Raw genomic sequence first — 16,687 nt, 5'->3', positions numbered from 1 at the left:
AAAAAGGTTGCTAATGCGACAAAATAAGAACCCGTCGCTTCCATGCAAAGATGAGCGCCTTGATAAGGTTGTAACCACGCACTTAATAGCTCAAAACCCTTTGGAGTATTAGCAAAAACTTTCGTTTTGTACTTTGTCTCACCAAGCCAAACAGCCGCATCAAATTTCAACTTGGCAACATCAATACCGACAACAATATCGTGTTCCATAGAGCCTCCAAATAGTTAGCTCATGAAGAATATGCCGCCATAATTAAACTTATAAATAGGTGCTCTTATGCACAAGATACCGTTCAATTTTGAAGGCGACCGATATATTGCGGTGGTTTACTCTCCCACACGGGCTTGATGCTCAAGTCCAAAATGAAACTCACCGCAATATCCCCAATGATCAGTCGGGGGATTATCGCTCGAATGCGGTAATCAAGATATAAGATCCAAGAGGGGCCCGTCCTGGCCCCTTTTGGGCGGTTTCGGCGCAGCGCGACAAGTGATCGCTGTTATTGAGAAACCGAAACTTTCATCGTCCATTCCTGGAAAAGAACAGTTTCCTCAGCTTTCCAAAGCTGAACCGCCCATTGGTTCGGTCAAACCATCAGACTCACATGGGCTGCCACAATCTTCCATCCACTCGCCATCTTCACCCACGTCTGCTGCTGACGTCCGATTTTGTCGGTCCCTTCACGGCGAAACTCCGTGCTGGCCACTGCCATGTCATCGCCAAATGTGGTGATGGTGGTGTTGACCAGATCCCGGTTTAAACCTTGTGAGGAACGCGCTGAGCGGAACGCGCGGATGGCTTCGATGCCGTAAAGATTTTCGCCCGCACCGTAGCGCACGGTACGCGGATCGTGCCAGAACAGTTCGTCGAGGACGGCGGTATCGTTGGTGATCAGCGCCTGTTCATAGCGATAAAATGCCGCATTCATTTCGGCAAGGATCGCCGGGCGGTCGATATGTTCAGTTTTCATGATTCGTCTCTTTACTCTTTTACTTCACCCTGGAAAACGGAGATGCAGGTTTTTACGCGGGCATCACCGGAGAACTGCTGACGTTCACTATTCCCTGTAATTCCAGCGCCCGTGCAGCGCGCAGGCACAGGTCTTCGCGCCACGGCGGCGCAATCAGTTGTAATCCAATCGGCAGACCGGTTGATGTCGTGACCGGCACCGTGACCACCGGTAAACCGAGGAACGAAATCGGCTGCGTCAGCATGCCCATATTGGCACGGGTTGGCAGATCCTGACCGTTAATTCTGATTGTGTCCTGACCAATCAGTGTTGCCGGGCATGGCGTGGCAGGGGCGATCAGAATGTCCCAGTGATCGAACAGGGGCAAGATTTGTTCCTGAAAATGTTGACGAAAACGCTGTGCCTGGACGTACCACGCCGCCGGGATCATCGCGCCTGCCAGTAAACGCTCGCGGGATAATGGCTCAAACTGCTCCGGAATGCTGCGCAGTTTTGGCAAATACTGATTACCACCTTCAGAAGCACTGATGATAAACGCCGCTGAACGCGCCAGTTCGGCCTGCGGCATCACGACTTCTTCCTGTGCTTCCAGAGCCTGCGCAATCTGACGCACCGCCGCTTTAGCGTGATCGTCGCACCAGGTAGAAAAATATCCGCCCAGCACCGCGGTGCGCAAACCCTGCTGGCCGCGTCCGAGCTGCGAAAACGTCGCGGTAACGGGCTTATCTGCCTGGAAGTGATCCTGCGGATCCGTGCCCTGAATCGCGTCATAGACCTGCGACAGATCCTCGCTGCACCGCGCCATCGGACCGATGTGATCGAGGCTGGCGACAAACGGCTGGCTGCCGCGACGTGAAATTCGTCCGAAGGTCGGCTTCAGGCCGAGAATACCGCTCAATGAGGCCGGCACGCGGATCGAGCCGTTGGTGTCGCTGCCGAGTGTGAAATGCACCAGACCAGCAGCCACGGCGGCGGCGGAACCGCCGGAAGATCCTCCGGCGACACGCGCCAGATCCCGCGGATTACGGGTGGCACCGTAATGGCTGTTTTCAGTGGTGAAACCGTACGCGTAAGCATCCATATTCAGCATGCCGGAAAGCATCGCGCCTTGTGCTGCGAGGCGTGAAACTGTCCACGCATCGTGGCGTGCGGCAGCGTTGCTGCTGTTGAGGCTTGCGCCTGCCAGCGTTACTTCACCGGCCACATCCAGCAAGTTTTTCACCGCATAAGGGATGCCTGCCAGAGGCGGAAGTGCGGCACCGCTTGCGCGGGTTTTATCCACTTTTGCTGCTTCACTTAACATGCGTTCGCGGGTGATATGCGTATACGCGTTGATGACCGGATTAGCCTGTTCAATGGCGTCCAGCGTGGACGTCGCAATTTCTGTCGCTGAGATTTCGCCCTGCGCCATCGCCTGATGTAACTGACTGACAGTAAACCTATCAAACGATTTCATGCGCGATACACTCTTCATGCTCTGTACACCCCGGCAATTTCCAGTCGCGAATCGAGCGGTAAATCCATCAGCGGTTGTGCCATTTGCGCGATACGGCTGAACTGCACCAGCAATTCCTGACGACGGGTGTCGTCGAGTTCCAGCGCCAGCACGCTTTCCATCTGGCGGATATAAGCGGCCCAGTCGGTCGCTGCGGGGGTATTTTTCATGCTGCTTCCTTATCAATTTTCATGAGCGAACTCTGATCAAAATCCGGCGGCGCTGCCGTTGCTGCGCGGGTCGGAGGCACCTTCAAACATGCCGTTGGTATGGCGGACAATCGCACCGGCATGGCCGACGGCTTCGCTGAAATCCGGTAACAGTTCGACGTCGTGACCGCGCTGTCTCAGTCCGGCCTGCGTCGGATAGGCGAAACGGCCTTCCAGTTTAAGTGAATCCGAACTTTCTCCCCACGTCCGCCCCAGCAGCCAGCGCGGACCGCTGATCGCCTGCTGCAACGATTGCCCCTGCACCACATGGCGGATAAACACCGCGGCCTGGGTTTGCGGCTGACCGTCGCCGCCCATCGAACCGTAAACCATGGTGCGCCCGTCGTATAAACGTGCGGCGGCGGGGTTGAGGGTATGAAACGGTTGCTTGCCCGGTGCCAGCGCCAGTAAATGGCTGGCGTCGAGGCTGAAAGATGCGCCGCGGTTTTGCCACAACACGCCGCTGCCCGGCAGCACTACACCACTGCCGAACTCGTGATAAATACTCTGGATAAATGACACCGCCAGCCCGCTGCTGTCCATCACGCCCATCCAGACGGTATCGCCCGGACCTTTACCTTTGCCCCAGTCGGCGGCGCTGTGCGCTTTAATGCGGGTGGCGAGGGCATCGAGATACTGCGGATCCAGCAGACTCTGCGCGTCCTGCGTCATCATGCGCGGATCGGTGATAAAGCGGTCGCGCAGGCCGAACGCCAGTTTGGTGGCTTCGACAATGCTGTGGATCGTCGCGCTTTCATCCATGGTTTCCAGCGGCAGGCGGTCAGTCAGGCCGAGGATCGCCAGCGAAACCAGCCCCTGCGTCGGTGGCGTCAGGTTGTAGATTTCGCCTTTACTGTGTTTGAGGCGCAGCGGCACACGGCGCTGCGGCTTGTAAGCAGCAAGATCGGCGCGGGTGACCGGCATACCGAGCTTTTCCATGTCGGCGGCCATATTGTCGGCCAGCTCACCGCGATAGAAACTGTTCAGCCCGTCTTCGCACAACATCGATAACGTCTGCGCCAGCTGCGGCTGGGTGAAACGGTTCCCGGCGCGCGGCACGTCGCCGTTAGGCAGAAAAACATCGGCGAAGGTGCGGAAATCTTTCAGTTCATGTTGCTTGGCGCGGGTGGCGGCTTCCTGCGAAGCGGTCACCGGAATGCCGTCCGCAGCGTAACGGATGGCATCGCGCAGCAGGCGCGAAAGCGGTTTTTGCTCACCGCCGAATTCAGCCGATACATTCAACGCTTCCTGCCAGCCGCCGACGGTGCCTGCGACCGTCAGCGCCGCTTTCGGACCACGATGCGGAATGTGCGTTTCACCGGCGTAAAAATCGAGAGAGGCCAGCGAACCGGCGGCACCGCTGGCGTCGATCGCCACCGGATTGCCCTGCGGGGGCACAATCAGCCAGAAACCGTCGCCGCCCAGTCCGTTCATGTGCGGATAGACCACGGCAATGGTGGCGGCGGCCGCCACCATTGCCTCGATGGCATTGCCGCCTTCACGCAATACCGCAAGCGCACTCTGGCTCGCCAGATGATGAGGTGTAACCGCCATGCCCAGCGGTGCGCTGTTACTGTTAATCATGCGATGTCCTTTTTTGAAACGCTTTTTTTATGTTGCCCGCGCATGCAGGGATGAGGGCGTGCAGGGATTAAGTTAAGCAAGAGGTGTTCCACATCGGCAAAACCCTCAGACTTTCACTCATAATTTAGCTTGCATTGGCAAGCATAGTGCATGGTATGTTCCGCTGATTTACTGAAACATTGGTTACAAAAGGGACGGAGATGAAACAGATTGATGAACGTCTGCGTGACCATTACGCAGAACTCACGCCGCAGGAACAGCGGGTGGCCGACTTTATTTTTGCCAGCATTGATGACCTGATGAGCTACAACAGCGCAGAGCTGGCGCGGCTCAGCGGCGTGTCGAAAGCCACGGTCAGCCGCCTGTTTAAACGTCTTGGTTACCCGAGTTATCGCGATATGCGCGATGAAATGCGCACCCTGCGCCAGAGTGGCATGCCGCTGACCGACAGCCGTGACGCGGTGCAAGGTAACACCTTGTTATCACGGCACTATAAACAGGAAATGGCTAACCTGACGCAGTGGATTAATCAGATTGATGGCGCACAGTTTGGCGCGCTGATCACCGCCCTTAGTCAGGCGCGGCAGGTACGTCTGCTCGGTTTTCGTAACAGTTATCCGGTGGCGCTGCACCTGCGTCAGCAACTGATTCAGGTGCGTGCTGGCGTGATGATGATGCCGCAGCCGGGGCAGACGCTGGCGGAAGAACTGGTGGATCTCACCGCGCAGGACGTGGTGATTTTCGTTGCTTTCCGTCGCCGTCCCCGCATGGCGAAGGCGATTCTCACGCAATTACAGTCACTTGATGTGCCGGTTTTACTGATTTGCGAGCCGCAGGCGCAGACACTTATTCCGCTCGCCACCTGGCATCTGGCCGCGCCGCTCGACAGCGTGTCGGCGTTCGACAGTTATTCATCTGCCATGAGCCTGGCGAATTTACTTAGCAATGCGTTGTTGCACGACATGCTCGCGTCAGGCCGTCAGCGCATTCATCAGATAAGCGATTTGTATAACGATCTGGATGAGCTGGAGCAGCGCTGATTCCCGATTCAGGGACAAACTGAGCGCTTTTCTGGTGCTTTCGCACAATTACGGTGCATCAGAGTTTTCAACCTTTCTCACTTTTTGCCCTGATTCAGGGCAAAAAAATCCCTTCTCCCTTCTACTCTGAATGGCTAATTCCTTGTCATGTCGTGACTTTGCGCACATTTTTTCTGCCGGGTCATTTTTGGCACATTCGTTGCAAAGTTTTAAATATAAGAATCTATCGTTCCAAAAACTTTTCACCGGAGATAATCTATGAACATGAACAAACGGTTGTTGGCATGGGCAGGTGCGGCAATGTTGGTGCTTCAGGCATCGAATGTTATGGCCGATCAGTTGCAGGATATTCAGAAGCGTGGCGTGCTGCGCGTGGCTGTTCCGCAGGATTTCCCGCCGTTTGGTTCGGTGAGCAAGGATTTGCAGCCGGAAGGTTACGACATCGACATGGCGCATTATCTGGCCGATAAGATGAAACTTAAGTTGCAACTGGTGCCGGTCACCAGCGCCAACCGGGTGCCTTATCTGCAAACGGATAAAGTCGATCTGGTGATTTCCAGCCTCGGCAAAAACGCCGAGCGCGAAAAAGTCATCGACTTCAGCAACGCTTACGCGCCGTTCTTCCTCGGCGTGTTTGGTGCGCAGGGTGACAAACTGTCGGATCTGAAAGAACTGTCCGGCAAAACCATCGGCGTGACCCGTGGCGCGGTGGAAGATCTGGCGCTGACCGATGTGGCACCGAAGGATGCCAAAATTCAGCGTTACGAAGACAACAACACCACGCTGTCGGCCTACCTGTCCGGTCAGGTGGAATACATCGCCACCGGTAACCTGGTAGTGGCGGCAGTAGCCCGTATGAACCCGGCCAAAGCGCCGGTTTCCAAAGTGATGCTGAAAGATTCGCCGTGCTATGTCGGTCTGCGTAAAGACGAACCGGCACTGAAAGACAAAGTGAATGAACTGATCGCCGAAGGCATCAAAGACAAGACGCTGAATACGCTGTCTGAAAAATGGATGAAGGCACCGCTGCCGGCATCAATCGGCGCGTGATCAGGGTTTTGACGGAGATTTTTCATGACCTATCAGCTTAACTTTAGCGCGCTGTGGCCTTATATGCCGGAACTGCTGGCCGGATTATGGACCACTATTGAGCTGACGGTACTGGCAACGGTTGGCGGTGTCGCGATAGGAATTTGCGGCGCGGCCATCCGCTGCGGCAACCATAAAATTCTGCGGACAGTCTGGGGCATTTATGTCGAAGCCATCCGTAATACGCCGTTTGTGGTGCAGCTGTTTTTCATTGTATTTGGTCTGCCAGCCATTGGCCTGAAAATGACCGCCGGTGAAGCGGCGCTGCTGGCGATGCTGATTAACCTCGGCGCGTACAGCACCGAGATTATCCGCGCCGGTATTCAGGTGACGCCTAAAGGCCAGTGGGAAGCCGGACGCGTGCTGGGACTAACGCGCAGTCAGACGTTCCTGCGCATTGTGCTGCCGCCGTCGCTGAAACGTATTTATCCGTCTCTGGTCAGCCAGTGCATTATCGTGATGCTCGGATCTTCCGTGGTATCGCAGGTGTCTTTTGAGGAACTGACGTTTGCTGCGAACTTAATTCAGTCACGCACCTTCCTCAGTTTCGAAGTGTATCTGGTCACCACGTTGTTCTATTTGCTGTTGTCGGTGGCGATGCGTCAGTTGCTGCTGCTGGCCGGACGTCGTGTCTTTGGGAGTGAAAACTGATGATGACCTTCACTGACTGGGACATTGTGCGCAATCTCCTGCTGGCGGCGCGCTGGACGTTGCTGTTGTCGCTGACCGCGTTTATCGGCGGCACGCTGGTGACTCTGCCGCTGTTGCTACTGCGACTGACCAAACGCCGCTGGCCGACGCGTTTTGTGCGTCTGTATTCCGAACTGTTTCAGGGTACGCCGTTGCTGATGCAGCTGTTCCTGGCGTTCTTCGGGCTTGGCCTGTTTGGTATCAACGTCAGTCCGTGGACGGCTGCCGCGCTGGCGCTGACGCTGTATACCAGCGCGTATCTGGTGGATATCTGGAGCGGCAGCATTGCCGCGTTACCGAAAGGCCAGTGGGAAGCGTCGCGCTGCCTCGGCCTGAATTTCGGTCAGACGTTATGGCGCGTTATTACTCCGCAGGCGCTGCGGATTGCCATTGCGCCGACCGTCGGATTTTCCGTGCAGGTGGTGAAAGGCACCGCGCTGGCGTCGATTATCGGTTTTGTCGAACTGACCAAAGCCGGAACCATGCTGAACAACGTGACGTATGAGCCGTTCAAAGTGTTTGGATTAGTGGCGCTGGGCTACTTCCTGATGTGCTATCCGCTGTCCCGTTGCAGTCAGCATTTAGAAAAATCATTGCGTGGAGATAAACAGTAATGCCACTGATCACCATCAATCAGGTTCAGAAATATTACGGTCAGAACCACGTGCTGAAAGGCGTGGATCTGGATATCGACAGCGGCGAAGTGATTTCGATCATCGGCCGCAGCGGTTCAGGTAAAAGCACGCTGTTGCGCTGCATGAACGGGCTGGAAGGCTATCAGGAAGGCAGCATCAAACTGGGCGGCATGACCATCACTGACCGCGATTCTCAGGCGCGTGACATCAGCCGTTCCGTCGGTATGGTGTTTCAGAGCTTCAATCTTTTTCCGCACATGACCGCGCTGGAAAACGTCATGCTGGCGCCACGCCGCGTGCTGAAAAAGTCCGCCGCTGAATGCCGTGAACTGGCCGCGCAGATGCTGGCGAAAGTCGGGCTGGCGGATCGCATGGATTATTACCCGTCGAATCTTTCCGGCGGCCAGCAGCAACGTGTGGCGATTGCCCGTGCGCTGGCGATGAACCCGAAAGTGCTGCTGTGTGATGAAATCACCTCGGCGCTGGATCCGGAATTAGTCGGCGAAGTATTGAAAGTGCTCGAGCAACTGGCGAAAGAAGGCATGACGCTGGTGCTGGTGACGCACGAAATGAATTTTGCCCGCGAAGTGGGCGACCGCGTGGTGTTTATGCATCAGGGCACCGTGTGGGAACAGGGCGAAAGCCGGGCGTTGTTTGCCAATCCGCAAACCCCCGAGCTGAAACAGTTTATCGCATCCGTCCGCGGCCTTAGTGAGGCTGCTGCAAGCTAACATTGTAAAGGATTAACTATGTCAGATTTCATCTCTCCCGGACAAATCAACCCGCCAACCCGTCTGCTGATGGGGCCGGGACCCATCAATGCCGATCCGCGCGTACTGCGGGCGATGGCGAGCCAGCTGGTCGGGCAATATGACCCGGTAATGACCGGCTACATGAACGAAGTGATGGCGCTGTACCGTGCGCTGTATAAAACCGAAAACCCGTGGACGTTGCTGATCGACGGCACCTCGCGCGCCGGGATCGAAGCCGTGCTGCTTTCCGGTATCCGTCCGGGCGACAAAGTGCTGGTGCCGGTGTTTGGTCGTTTCGGTCATCTGCTGTGTGAAATTGCCCGTCGTTGTCGCGCTGAAGTTCACACCATTGAAGCGCCGTGGGGCGAAGTGTTTGATCCGCAGCAAATCGAAGATGCGATTAAATCCGTGAAACCGCGCTGGTTGCTGACCGTGCAGGGCGATACGTCCACCACCATGTTGCAGCCGCTGGAGCAACTGGGTGAAATCTGCCGCCGTCACGGCGTGTTGTTCTATTCCGATGCCACAGCGTCCTTTGGCGGCAACCCGCTGGAAACCGACGCCTGGGGTTTAGACGCCGTATCTGCCGGTTTGCAAAAATGCCTCGGCGGTCCTTCCGGCAGCTCGCCGGTGACCATCAGCCCGCGCTTTGAAGAACAAATCCGCCGCCGTAAATGCGTGGAAGAAGGTATCCGTACCGCCGACCACGCCGACGGCGATGAGGAGATGATCTACTCCAACTATTTCGATCTGGGCATGATCATGGATTACTGGGGACCGGAGCGTCTGAACCACCATACTGAAGCCACCAGCATGTTATTTGCGGCACGCGAATGTGCGCGCATCATTCTGGAGGAAGGGCTCGATACCGGTATCGCCCGCCACAAACTGCACGGCGGCGCACTGCTGGCAGGGATTCAGGGCATGGGGCTGGAAGTGTTCGGCGACATGAACAACCGCATGAATAACGTGCTCGGCGTGGTCATTCCGCAGGGCGTTCATGGCGAACAGGTGCGCCAGATGATGCTTAACGATTTCAGCATTGAAATCGGCACCTCATTTGGCCCGCTGGCCGGGAAAATCTGGCGTATCGGCACCATGGGTTACAACGCGCGTAAAGACTGCGTGTTGCAGACGCTGGTGGCGCTGGAAGCGGTGCTTAACCGTCTCGGCTACGCGTCTAAATACGGCGCAGGGGCGCAGGCCGCCTGGGATCACTACGCAGGAGGCCAGTAATGGCAGAAGCCTTTACGCTGGCTGCGGTTTCCGACAGCGCAAAATGTGCCGCTGAACGGGTGATGGCGCGCTGCGATGCACTCGCCGCCATCAGTGAAACGCCGGGTCAGCTGACCCGCGTGTATCTCTCGGCCGAACATTTGCAGGCCAATCAGGTCGTGGGCGGATGGATGGAAGCGGCCGGTATGCGCGTCTGGCAGGACAGCGTCGGCAACATCTGCGGGCGCTACGAAGGGCTGGACGCTTCGGCTCCGGCCATCCTGCTCGGTTCACATCTCGACAGCGTGCGTAATGCGGGGCGTTACGACGGCCCGCTGGGCGTGCTGACCGCGCTGGAAGTGGTGGCGCATTTGCATCACAACGGCATCCGTTTGCCGATGGCGGTGGAAATTGTCGGGTTCTGCGATGAAGAAGGGACGCGTTTTGGTATCACGCTGCTGGGCAGCCGCGGGCTGACCGGCACCTGGCCGGCGGACTGGCTGGAACGTCAGGACGCGCAGGGAATTTCGGTGGCACAGGCGATGCGGAATGCCGGGCTGGAGCCGCTGAAAATCGGCGCGTCACAGCGCGCGGTCAGCGATTTCTGCGCGTATCTGGAACTGCATATCGAACAAGGCCCGTGTCTGCAAACGGCGGATGTGCCGCTCGGCGTGGTCACGGCGATTAACGGTGCGCGTCGCCTTAATTGCGAATTCACCGGTCACGCAGGTCATGCCGGAACCGTGCCGATGGGGCAGCGTCAGGACGCCCTGACCGCCGCCGCTGAATGGACGCTGGCGATTGAAAGCATCACTACTGCCACTGGCCGTAATCTGGTGGCGACGGTCGGCACCCTGGAATGTCTGCCGGGCGCGGTGAATGTCATTCCGGGTCAGGTGAAGCTGTCGCTGGATGTACGCGGTCCGCGTGATGATGATCTCTCTGCGCTGCTGGAAACACTGCTGGCGAAAGGCCGGGATATCGCCGCACGGCGCGGCCTGACGTTCGCTGCCGAACAGTTTTACGGCATCAGCGCGACGGAATGTAATGCCGGTTTGCAGCACCGTCTGAGTCAGAGCGTTTTACACCTGCAGGGACAGGCGATGTCATTGCCAAGCGGGGCCGGGCATGACGCGATTGCCATGGCTGAATGCTGGCCGGTCGGTATGTTGTTTGTGCGTTGTAAAGACGGCATCAGCCATCATCCTGATGAATCTGTCACTACCGGAGATGTAGCTTACGCGGTGCAGGCGTATATCAATACGGTGCTGAGTTTTGCTGAGGGACATTTATGACCTTCGCAGGTTCCGGCTCGTTATCCAAATTCAATGCGCTATCCGAATTTGAAGCCGTTGCCCTGTTGCGCCCGCTGGTGAATATCCCTTCGTGGGCGAAAACTGTCAGTGACGGACGGCCTTATGCTTCTGTGGAAGACGTATTGCGCCGCGCCGAAGCGGCCTGTGAAAACTGGCAACCGGAAGATATTACTCAGGCGCTGTCGTCACATCCGCGTATCGGCGAACGCGCCAGCGGAGCCAGTAAAGAAGCGCAGCTTTCCCGTGGCGAACAGGCGACGCTCAATATCAGCCAGCAGGCAGTGATCGATGCGCTGCATGACGGCAACCTGCGTTATGAGCAACGTTTCGGACGGGTGTTTCTGATACGCGCGAAAGGGCGCAGTTCAGAGGAGATTCTGGATAATCTGCAACGGCGGTTACAGAATTCACCGGACGCTGAAGATCAGGAAACGGCGCAACAACTCAAAGAAATTACCCTGCTGCGTTTAAAGGAGATATTCCCGTTATGACACGCATCACCACCCATATTCTCGATACGTCTTTGGGCCAGCCCGCGGCCAATGTGCGCGTCTGGCTGGAAAGCCTTGAAGGGCGGAACATCACGCTCATCAGCGAAACCCAAACCGATGCCGATGGCCGTGCCGCAAAATTAACGCCGGAACCGGTGGCTTCCGGGCATTACCGGTTGTGTGCGGATATCGGCGCGTATTTCACGGCAACGGGGCGCGAAACGTTGTATCACTCGGCGATCATTGATGTGGTGATCGACGGTGAGCAGGATCATTACCATCTGCCGCTGCTGATCAGTCCTTATTCTTATTCAACGTATCGCGGCAGTTAGACCTTTCTGTCATTCAGCCCATCAGCAGGTGCGGATGCTTTAACCGCACGCTTTGGGTCAGCGCCGCGTGGCTGACATCCCGGTCACGATTGCCCTGACGCACCTGTTGCAGAAACGCCATCAGCAGCGGATGCGGGCGCTCGCGACGTGACATCAGTTCCGGTTGTCCCTGAACGCCGAGGAAGAACGGATGATTATCCAGCTCTGCCACCTGCGCCTGTTCCCCGCTTTCGTCATACCCCGTAATGCGCAATCCCGTACTTTCCAGTTCTGCCAGTAAATGCGGGTTCAGATAGCGGCGCTGGTTATAGCGCAGCGTAAACTCATCGCCCATTTTATTCGCCAGCAGGCTGCCGCTGCGGGTGATGACCGTATGATTCCCCGGACGCGGCTGCGTGTGTTCGGCGAGCGGCAGACCGGTTTGCAGACTGCCCAGCGTTGACGGGCCGTGCATCACCACCCGATCCTGTCCGAGCACTTTCTGGCCCAGCGCCGTCACCATCTGATGCATTCCCTGATTGATGCCCAGCACCGGCGTACGGTTTTCCAGTGCCCAGGCGGCAGTCGCCAGCGCGCTGGCCTGATGATCGCCCTGCGTTAACGTTGCGCCCGGTAAAATAATGCCGTCGACGTCGAAAAGCGTGCAGTCGAGCTGGCTGCCCAGTAACGCCGCTGTCACATACACCACGTCAATGTTCATTGCCAGTGCATCGGCGGCGTCTCCCAGTGCAGCGAGCATCGCCGGATAGCTGTCGCGTTGCTCGGCAAAATCGCCCACCAGCGCCACGCGCAGTGTTTTTCCTGCCCGCATCACCGGCTGCGAAACAGAGCCTAACGCCCAGCGCCCGAAGGCATCGCGCCCCCAGCCGTTACTGCGAATTTTGCCGGTCGCGCAATCTTCCAGCTGGAATTTATCCTGATTGCGCACCACGGTCAGTGACTCAATTTCTATGCCGTGTTCTGCGATTTGTGCCGCCATGCCCGCGGATAAAGGCTCACGCAATGGCACGACGATATCTTCTTTAAGTGCCCGATAAATCAGGGATTCAAGGCCGGTTTCTTCACCCGCACCGCGCCCGGTCAGGCGCTCAAGCCACACCAGCCCGCTGGTCAGTGCGTGTCCCTGCGCCGTGACGTGCTGACGGGCATTCGGGTAACGTTGTGCATCATGACTGACGGGAAAGTGACACAGCGGCAACGCGCGGAGTTCAGCAAGTATCGCCGCCATCGCGCCGTACAACGCAGGTTCGGGCGTGGAGTGTGCAATAAAGGTGATGGTCATCAGTGTTCCTCTGTCAGATGTTTTTGCGGGGGTATTGAATGCAAGAATTGATCCACACAGGGATGTGTTTACATGCGCTGACAAAAAGGGGGAGAGGAGAGCAAGGCTGAGTCGGATGTGAACCCGGCGCTGAAGGCCGGGGACATGTTCTTTGATTCTTTAATCGTGCAGCAAATAGGTATCGGCATCGCGCCAGGCGGGGAAGGTTTCGCGGTAATCCTGTAACGCTTCCAGTGATAATTCGGCCTCAATAATCATCGCCGAACCCGGTTCTGCCCGCGCCAGTTCTTCACCCTGCGGATTAATGATCAGGCTGTCGCCGCTGTAATAATGACCGTTATCGTCGTGGCCGACGCGGTTGCAACCGGCAACATACGTCTGATTTTCGATGGCACGGGCGGCGAGCAATGTCTGCCAGTGACGGCTGCGTGGGGCAGGCCAGTTGGCGACGTAAAGCGCCAGGTCGTAATCCTGACGGTTGCGTGAATACACAGGGAAACGCAGGTCGTAACAGACTTGCGGCAAAATACGCCAGCCGCGCCATTCGACGATTTCACGACGTTTTCCGGGCACATAATAATTGTGTTCGCCGGCCATGCGGAACAGGTGACGTTTATCGTAAAAATGCACGTTGCCCTGCGGCTCAACCAGCAGGAAACGGTTCACCGCGCCTTCCGTGGTGCTCAGCGCCACACTGCCACCGATCATCGCACCGAGTTGTTTCGCCCATTGTTGCAGCCATTGCACCACACGCGATTCCGGTAGCGCGCTGCCCGGTGCCTGCATGGCAAAACCGGTGGTAAACATTTCAGGCAACACAATCAGGTCACGGCCTGTCAGCGCACCGAGCAGGCCGTCGAAATGCGCGAGGTTTGCCTCGCCGTCCAGCCACACCAGCGGCTGTTGCAGTACGGACAGTTTTAAAGTTGACACAGGCGCTCCGCGGCAGCGTCCAGCGTGGCTTCTTGTTTGGCGAAGCACAGCCGGATCAGTTTATGTGGGAAAGGTGCGGCGCAGAATACCGACATCGGAATGGCCGCCACGCCGACATGTTCAGTCAGCCAGTGGCAGAATGCAACGTCGTCTAAATCGGACACGTCACTGTAATCAACCAGCAGGAAATAGGTGCCCTGACTGGGTAACACTTTCAGACGGCTGTTGGCCAGCCCCTGCGCGAGACGGTCGCGTTTAGCCTGATAAAAGGCCGGTAATTCCTGCCAGTGTTCCGGTGCTTCACGCAGCATATCCGCCAGCGCCAGCTGAACCGGCGTGGTGATCGAGAAGGTCAGATACTGATGAACCTTGCGCAGTTCGGCGCTGATAATTGCCGGTGCGATGCAGTAACCCACGCGCCAGCCGGTCATATGATAAGTCTTGCCGAACGATGACACCGCAATAGCACGCTGACGCAATTCGGGATGACGCAGCACGCTGGCGTGACCTTGCGGTGCAAAGCAAATGTGCTCGTACACTTCATCGCTCAGCACAAAAATGTGCTTATCCGCAATGGTCTGCCAGAGCTGTTCGACGTCGCTGTCGCTCCAGACCGTGGCCGACGGATTATGCGGGGTGTTGATAATCACCAGCTTCGTGCGGTCAGTGATCTGATCGGCGAATTCCGCCCAGTTCACTTTAAATTCCGGCGGCTGTAGCTGAATGCGTTTCATCACGCCGCCCGCCAGTTCCACCGCCGGGGCGTAACAGTCATAGCTCGGATCAAAAGCAATCACTTCATCACCTTTCGACACCAGCGCGGTGATGGCGATATACAGTGATTCGGTCGCGCCCGCTGTGATGGTGATGTCGGTGTTGGCGTCCGGCGCATAGCCGTAAATCTGTTCGGTTTTCGCGGCAATGGCTTCACGCAGTGGCGCGGTGCCGGTCATCGGGGCGTACTGGTTCGAACCCTGACTGACGTGATACGCCAGACGATCCCTCAGATATTGCGGGCCGTCGAAATCAGGAAAACCCTGCGACAGGTTAATCGCATTGTGTTTCTGCGCCAGAGCACTCATTTGGGTGAAAATCGTGGTGCCTAAGGCAGGAAGTTTACTTTCGGGGATCAATGCTGCTGTGCTCATGGCGGGTCAATACTCCTGGACCGTTGACCTGACAGGCGTCAGGTGTGCAAATAGCGATGTTGCTGACAATATAACACGATGTTAATATTTGGCAATCGAGACGCTTAGATGGCTAAATGCCAATTCGGTCTAAGGCACTTAACTTTTTATATATCGCTGTTTCACGCCAAACTGAGTCCCTCAACGCACCGGTTTTACAGGATAAAAATGACAGAGAATTTGCAACTGGGCGCGCTGCTGGCGGCCTGTCACTGGATTGGTCAGAAAGGCTGGAGCCCGGCGACGGGCGGTAATATGTCTGTACGCGAAGGCGATGCCCATTGCCTGATCACCGAATCAGGAAAAGACAAAGGATCCCTGACCGCAGAAGACTTCCTGCTGGTGGAACTGGAAAGCGGCTTTGCGCCGGGCGGTCGTCGTCCTTCGGCGGAAACCGGGCTGCACACGATGCTGTATTCCCGCTATCCTGAAACAGGCGCGGTACTGCATACCCATTCGGTCAATTCGACCGTGTTATCGCGGGTTGAGCGCAGCGGCGCGCTGGTGCTGGAAGGCTACGAGATGCAAAAATCGCTCAGTGGCCAGACCTCGCACCTTGATCAGGTGGTGATCCCGATCTTCGACAACAGCCAGGATATTCCTGCGCTGGCGCAGAAGATTATTGCCTCGTCAGAGCACGCGCCGTTGCAGTATGGTTTTCTGCTGCGCGGCCACGGGCTGACTTGCTGGGGACGGGATGTGGCCGAAGCGCGCCGCCATCTGGAAGGGCTGGAATTCCTGTTCCAGTGTGAACTGCAACGTCGCCTGCTGGAGGCTAAATGATCCGCGCCATCGTCACTGATATTGAAGGCACCACCACGGATATCCGTTTTGTGCATCAGGTGTTATTCCCTTATGCCCGTCAGCGTCTGGCGGAGTTCCTGCGTCATGAGCATGAACAGCCGGACGTCGCAGCGGCGCTGGACGCCTTACGCGCTGAAATCGACCGGCCACAGGCCAGCGTCGAAGCGCTGATCGAACAGCTTTTTACCTACATGGACAACGACGTGAAATCGACGTCGCTGAAAGTCTTGCAGGGCATTATCTGGCGCACGGGTTATGAGAATGGCGATTTTCGCGGGCATCTTTATGACGACGTCGCGCCACAACTGGAAGCGTGGAAAGCCGAAGGTCTGCAACTTTGTGTGTATTCCTCCGGTTCGGTGGACGCGCAAAAACTGCTGTTTGGCTACAGTGATGCCGGTGATTTAACGCCGCTGTTCAGCGGCTATTTTGACACCCGCGTCGGGGCCAAGCGTGAAACGGAGTCGTATCAGAACATCGCCGAGCAACTGATCCTGCCGCCGCAGGATTTACTGTTTTTATCGGACATCCGTCAGGAACTCGATGCCGCGCGCCTGGCGGGCTGGCATACCTGTAAGCTGATCCGTGATGACGCTGACGAACTCAGCGATCACCTGCAAGTTAATCGTTTTGATCAGATAGCCTTAGAAACATTCTTATAAG

General features: G+C 56.8%; 19 protein-coding genes. 11 read left to right on the top strand and 8 right to left on the bottom strand.

Going from position 1 to position 16,687, the window contains the following annotated elements:
* The 5 genes from UC15_RS20665 to UC15_RS20645 all read right to left on the bottom strand — a co-directional run.
* Positions 1 to 209: transposase (locus UC15_RS20665; RefSeq protein WP_157961019.1), on the bottom strand; the 209-nt coding region annotated here is incomplete at its 3' end.
* Positions 210 to 586: 377 nt separating this feature from the next.
* Positions 587 to 970: an oxalurate catabolism protein HpxZ gene (gene hpxZ, locus UC15_RS20660; protein WP_112290588.1), complete on the bottom strand. Its 384-nt coding sequence runs from the start codon at positions 968 to 970 to the stop codon at positions 587 to 589.
* Positions 971 to 1,022: 52 nt separating this feature from the next.
* Positions 1,023 to 2,426, bottom strand: a complete 1,404-nt coding sequence (locus UC15_RS20655; RefSeq protein WP_112290590.1) for an AtzE family amidohydrolase — start codon at positions 2,424 to 2,426, stop codon at positions 1,023 to 1,025.
* Between the two features lie 14 nt (positions 2,427 to 2,440).
* Positions 2,441 to 2,635, bottom strand: a complete 195-nt coding sequence (gene hpxX, locus UC15_RS20650; RefSeq protein ID WP_112290587.1) for an oxalurate catabolism protein HpxX — start codon at positions 2,633 to 2,635, stop codon at positions 2,441 to 2,443.
* Between the two features lie 36 nt (positions 2,636 to 2,671).
* The gene (locus tag UC15_RS20645; RefSeq protein ID WP_112290585.1) at positions 2,672 to 4,258 is read right to left on the bottom strand and encodes a gamma-glutamyltransferase family protein; all 1,587 of its coding nucleotides are present in this window, start codon (positions 4,256 to 4,258) and stop codon (positions 2,672 to 2,674) included.
* Between the two features lie 200 nt (positions 4,259 to 4,458).
* On the opposite strand from UC15_RS20645, the gene UC15_RS20640 reads away from it, so the two are divergent.
* The 9 genes from UC15_RS20640 to uraH all read left to right on the top strand — a co-directional run bounded on the left by UC15_RS20640 (position 4,459) and on the right by uraH (position 11,818).
* Positions 4,459 to 5,298, top strand: coding sequence for a MurR/RpiR family transcriptional regulator (locus UC15_RS20640; RefSeq protein ID WP_112290583.1), 840 nt, complete (start codon positions 4,459 to 4,461; stop codon positions 5,296 to 5,298).
* 258 nt (positions 5,299 to 5,556) lie between these two features.
* Complete coding sequence (locus UC15_RS20635; RefSeq protein WP_112290582.1) at positions 5,557 to 6,348, top strand: transporter substrate-binding domain-containing protein; 792 nt, start codon at positions 5,557 to 5,559, stop codon at positions 6,346 to 6,348.
* A gap of 24 nt (positions 6,349 to 6,372) precedes the next feature.
* Positions 6,373 to 7,038 (top strand): amino acid ABC transporter permease, encoded by a 666-nt coding sequence (locus UC15_RS20630; protein WP_112290580.1) that lies wholly within the window; start codon positions 6,373 to 6,375, stop codon positions 7,036 to 7,038.
* A gap of 2 nt (positions 7,039 to 7,040) precedes the next feature.
* Positions 7,041 to 7,691 (top strand): amino acid ABC transporter permease, encoded by a 651-nt coding sequence (locus UC15_RS20625; RefSeq protein WP_112290579.1) that lies wholly within the window; start codon positions 7,041 to 7,043, stop codon positions 7,689 to 7,691.
* Positions 7,691 to 8,443, top strand: a complete 753-nt coding sequence (locus UC15_RS20620; protein ID WP_112290577.1) for an amino acid ABC transporter ATP-binding protein — start codon at positions 7,691 to 7,693, stop codon at positions 8,441 to 8,443. Before UC15_RS20625 ends, UC15_RS20620 begins: the two co-directional genes overlap by 1 nt.
* A gap of 18 nt (positions 8,444 to 8,461) precedes the next feature.
* Positions 8,462 to 9,700 (top strand): alanine--glyoxylate aminotransferase family protein, encoded by a 1,239-nt coding sequence (locus UC15_RS20615; protein ID WP_112290576.1) that lies wholly within the window; start codon positions 8,462 to 8,464, stop codon positions 9,698 to 9,700.
* Complete coding sequence (gene hpxK / locus UC15_RS20610) at positions 9,700 to 10,974, top strand: allantoate amidohydrolase (RefSeq protein ID WP_112290574.1); 1,275 nt, start codon at positions 9,700 to 9,702, stop codon at positions 10,972 to 10,974. The genes UC15_RS20615 and hpxK overlap by 1 nt, the downstream gene beginning before the upstream one ends.
* Positions 10,971 to 11,486 (top strand): 2-oxo-4-hydroxy-4-carboxy-5-ureidoimidazoline decarboxylase, encoded by a 516-nt coding sequence (gene uraD / locus UC15_RS20605; protein ID WP_112290573.1) that lies wholly within the window; start codon positions 10,971 to 10,973, stop codon positions 11,484 to 11,486. The genes hpxK and uraD overlap by 4 nt, the downstream gene beginning before the upstream one ends.
* On the top strand, positions 11,483 to 11,818 hold the full coding sequence (gene uraH, locus UC15_RS20600; RefSeq protein WP_112290571.1) for a hydroxyisourate hydrolase: 336 nt from the start codon (positions 11,483 to 11,485) through the stop codon (positions 11,816 to 11,818). Before uraD ends, uraH begins: the two co-directional genes overlap by 4 nt.
* Before the next feature lie 13 nt (positions 11,819 to 11,831).
* Here uraH and UC15_RS20595 read toward each other — a convergent pair whose 3' ends face one another.
* From UC15_RS20595 to UC15_RS20585, 3 genes are all read right to left on the bottom strand, one after another.
* Positions 11,832 to 13,100: a glutamine amidotransferase gene (locus tag UC15_RS20595; RefSeq protein ID WP_112290570.1), complete on the bottom strand. Its 1,269-nt coding sequence runs from the start codon at positions 13,098 to 13,100 to the stop codon at positions 11,832 to 11,834.
* 159 nt (positions 13,101 to 13,259) lie between these two features.
* Positions 13,260 to 14,033 (bottom strand): amidohydrolase, encoded by a 774-nt coding sequence (locus tag UC15_RS20590; RefSeq protein ID WP_112290568.1) that lies wholly within the window; start codon positions 14,031 to 14,033, stop codon positions 13,260 to 13,262.
* Positions 14,021 to 15,181 (bottom strand): pyridoxal phosphate-dependent aminotransferase, encoded by a 1,161-nt coding sequence (locus UC15_RS20585; protein WP_112290567.1) that lies wholly within the window; start codon positions 15,179 to 15,181, stop codon positions 14,021 to 14,023. Before UC15_RS20585 ends, UC15_RS20590 begins: the two co-directional genes overlap by 13 nt.
* A 207-nt stretch (positions 15,182 to 15,388) precedes the next feature.
* Between UC15_RS20585 and UC15_RS20580 the strand changes: the two genes are divergently transcribed.
* Together UC15_RS20580 and mtnC are read left to right on the top strand one after the other, a co-directional pair.
* Positions 15,389 to 16,003, top strand: a complete 615-nt coding sequence (locus UC15_RS20580) for a methylthioribulose 1-phosphate dehydratase (protein WP_112290565.1) — start codon at positions 15,389 to 15,391, stop codon at positions 16,001 to 16,003.
* Positions 16,000 to 16,686 carry an acireductone synthase gene (gene mtnC, locus UC15_RS20575; RefSeq protein WP_112290564.1) on the top strand — a complete coding sequence of 229 codons (687 nt, stop codon included), beginning with the start codon at positions 16,000 to 16,002 and terminating at the stop codon, positions 16,684 to 16,686. Before UC15_RS20580 ends, mtnC begins: the two co-directional genes overlap by 4 nt.
* The last annotated feature ends 1 nt before the right edge of the window (position 16,687 follow it).

Source organism: Rahnella sp. AN3-3W3 (assembly GCF_003263545.1).
In the GTDB taxonomy this organism is placed as follows: Bacteria; Pseudomonadota; Gammaproteobacteria; order Enterobacterales; family Enterobacteriaceae; genus Rahnella; species Rahnella variigena.
The sequence above is the reverse complement of the archived record's forward strand: the minus strand, read 5'-3'. Positions and strand labels throughout refer to the sequence as shown.

Excerpts from the sequence above, each read along its gene's own strand:
- uraH (WP_112290571.1), top strand. The coding sequence starts at position 11,483 with ATGACACGCATCACCACCCATATTCTCGATACGTCTTTGGGCCAGCCC.
- UC15_RS20585 (WP_112290567.1), bottom strand. The coding sequence starts at position 15,181 with ATGAGCACAGCAGCATTGATCCCCGAAAGTAAACTTCCTGCCTTAGGC.
- UC15_RS20580 (WP_112290565.1), top strand. The coding sequence starts at position 15,389 with ATGACAGAGAATTTGCAACTGGGCGCGCTGCTGGCGGCCTGTCACTGG.
- UC15_RS20655 (WP_112290590.1), bottom strand. The coding sequence starts at position 2,426 with ATGAAATCGTTTGATAGGTTTACTGTCAGTCAGTTACATCAGGCGATG.
- UC15_RS20640 (WP_112290583.1), top strand. The coding sequence starts at position 4,459 with ATGAAACAGATTGATGAACGTCTGCGTGACCATTACGCAGAACTCACG.
- UC15_RS20615 (WP_112290576.1), top strand. The coding sequence starts at position 8,462 with ATGTCAGATTTCATCTCTCCCGGACAAATCAACCCGCCAACCCGTCTG.
- UC15_RS20645 (WP_112290585.1), bottom strand. The coding sequence starts at position 4,258 with ATGATTAACAGTAACAGCGCACCGCTGGGCATGGCGGTTACACCTCAT.
- UC15_RS20625 (WP_112290579.1), top strand. The coding sequence starts at position 7,041 with ATGACCTTCACTGACTGGGACATTGTGCGCAATCTCCTGCTGGCGGCG.
- UC15_RS20595 (WP_112290570.1), bottom strand. The coding sequence starts at position 13,100 with ATGACCATCACCTTTATTGCACACTCCACGCCCGAACCTGCGTTGTAC.
- UC15_RS20620 (WP_112290577.1), top strand. The coding sequence starts at position 7,691 with ATGCCACTGATCACCATCAATCAGGTTCAGAAATATTACGGTCAGAAC.
- hpxK (WP_112290574.1), top strand. The coding sequence starts at position 9,700 with ATGGCAGAAGCCTTTACGCTGGCTGCGGTTTCCGACAGCGCAAAATGT.
- hpxZ (WP_112290588.1), bottom strand. The coding sequence starts at position 970 with ATGAAAACTGAACATATCGACCGCCCGGCGATCCTTGCCGAAATGAAT.
- uraD (WP_112290573.1), top strand. The coding sequence starts at position 10,971 with ATGACCTTCGCAGGTTCCGGCTCGTTATCCAAATTCAATGCGCTATCC.
- mtnC (WP_112290564.1), top strand. The coding sequence starts at position 16,000 with ATGATCCGCGCCATCGTCACTGATATTGAAGGCACCACCACGGATATC.
- hpxX (WP_112290587.1), bottom strand. The coding sequence starts at position 2,635 with ATGAAAAATACCCCCGCAGCGACCGACTGGGCCGCTTATATCCGCCAG.
- UC15_RS20635 (WP_112290582.1), top strand. The coding sequence starts at position 5,557 with ATGAACATGAACAAACGGTTGTTGGCATGGGCAGGTGCGGCAATGTTG.
- UC15_RS20630 (WP_112290580.1), top strand. The coding sequence starts at position 6,373 with ATGACCTATCAGCTTAACTTTAGCGCGCTGTGGCCTTATATGCCGGAA.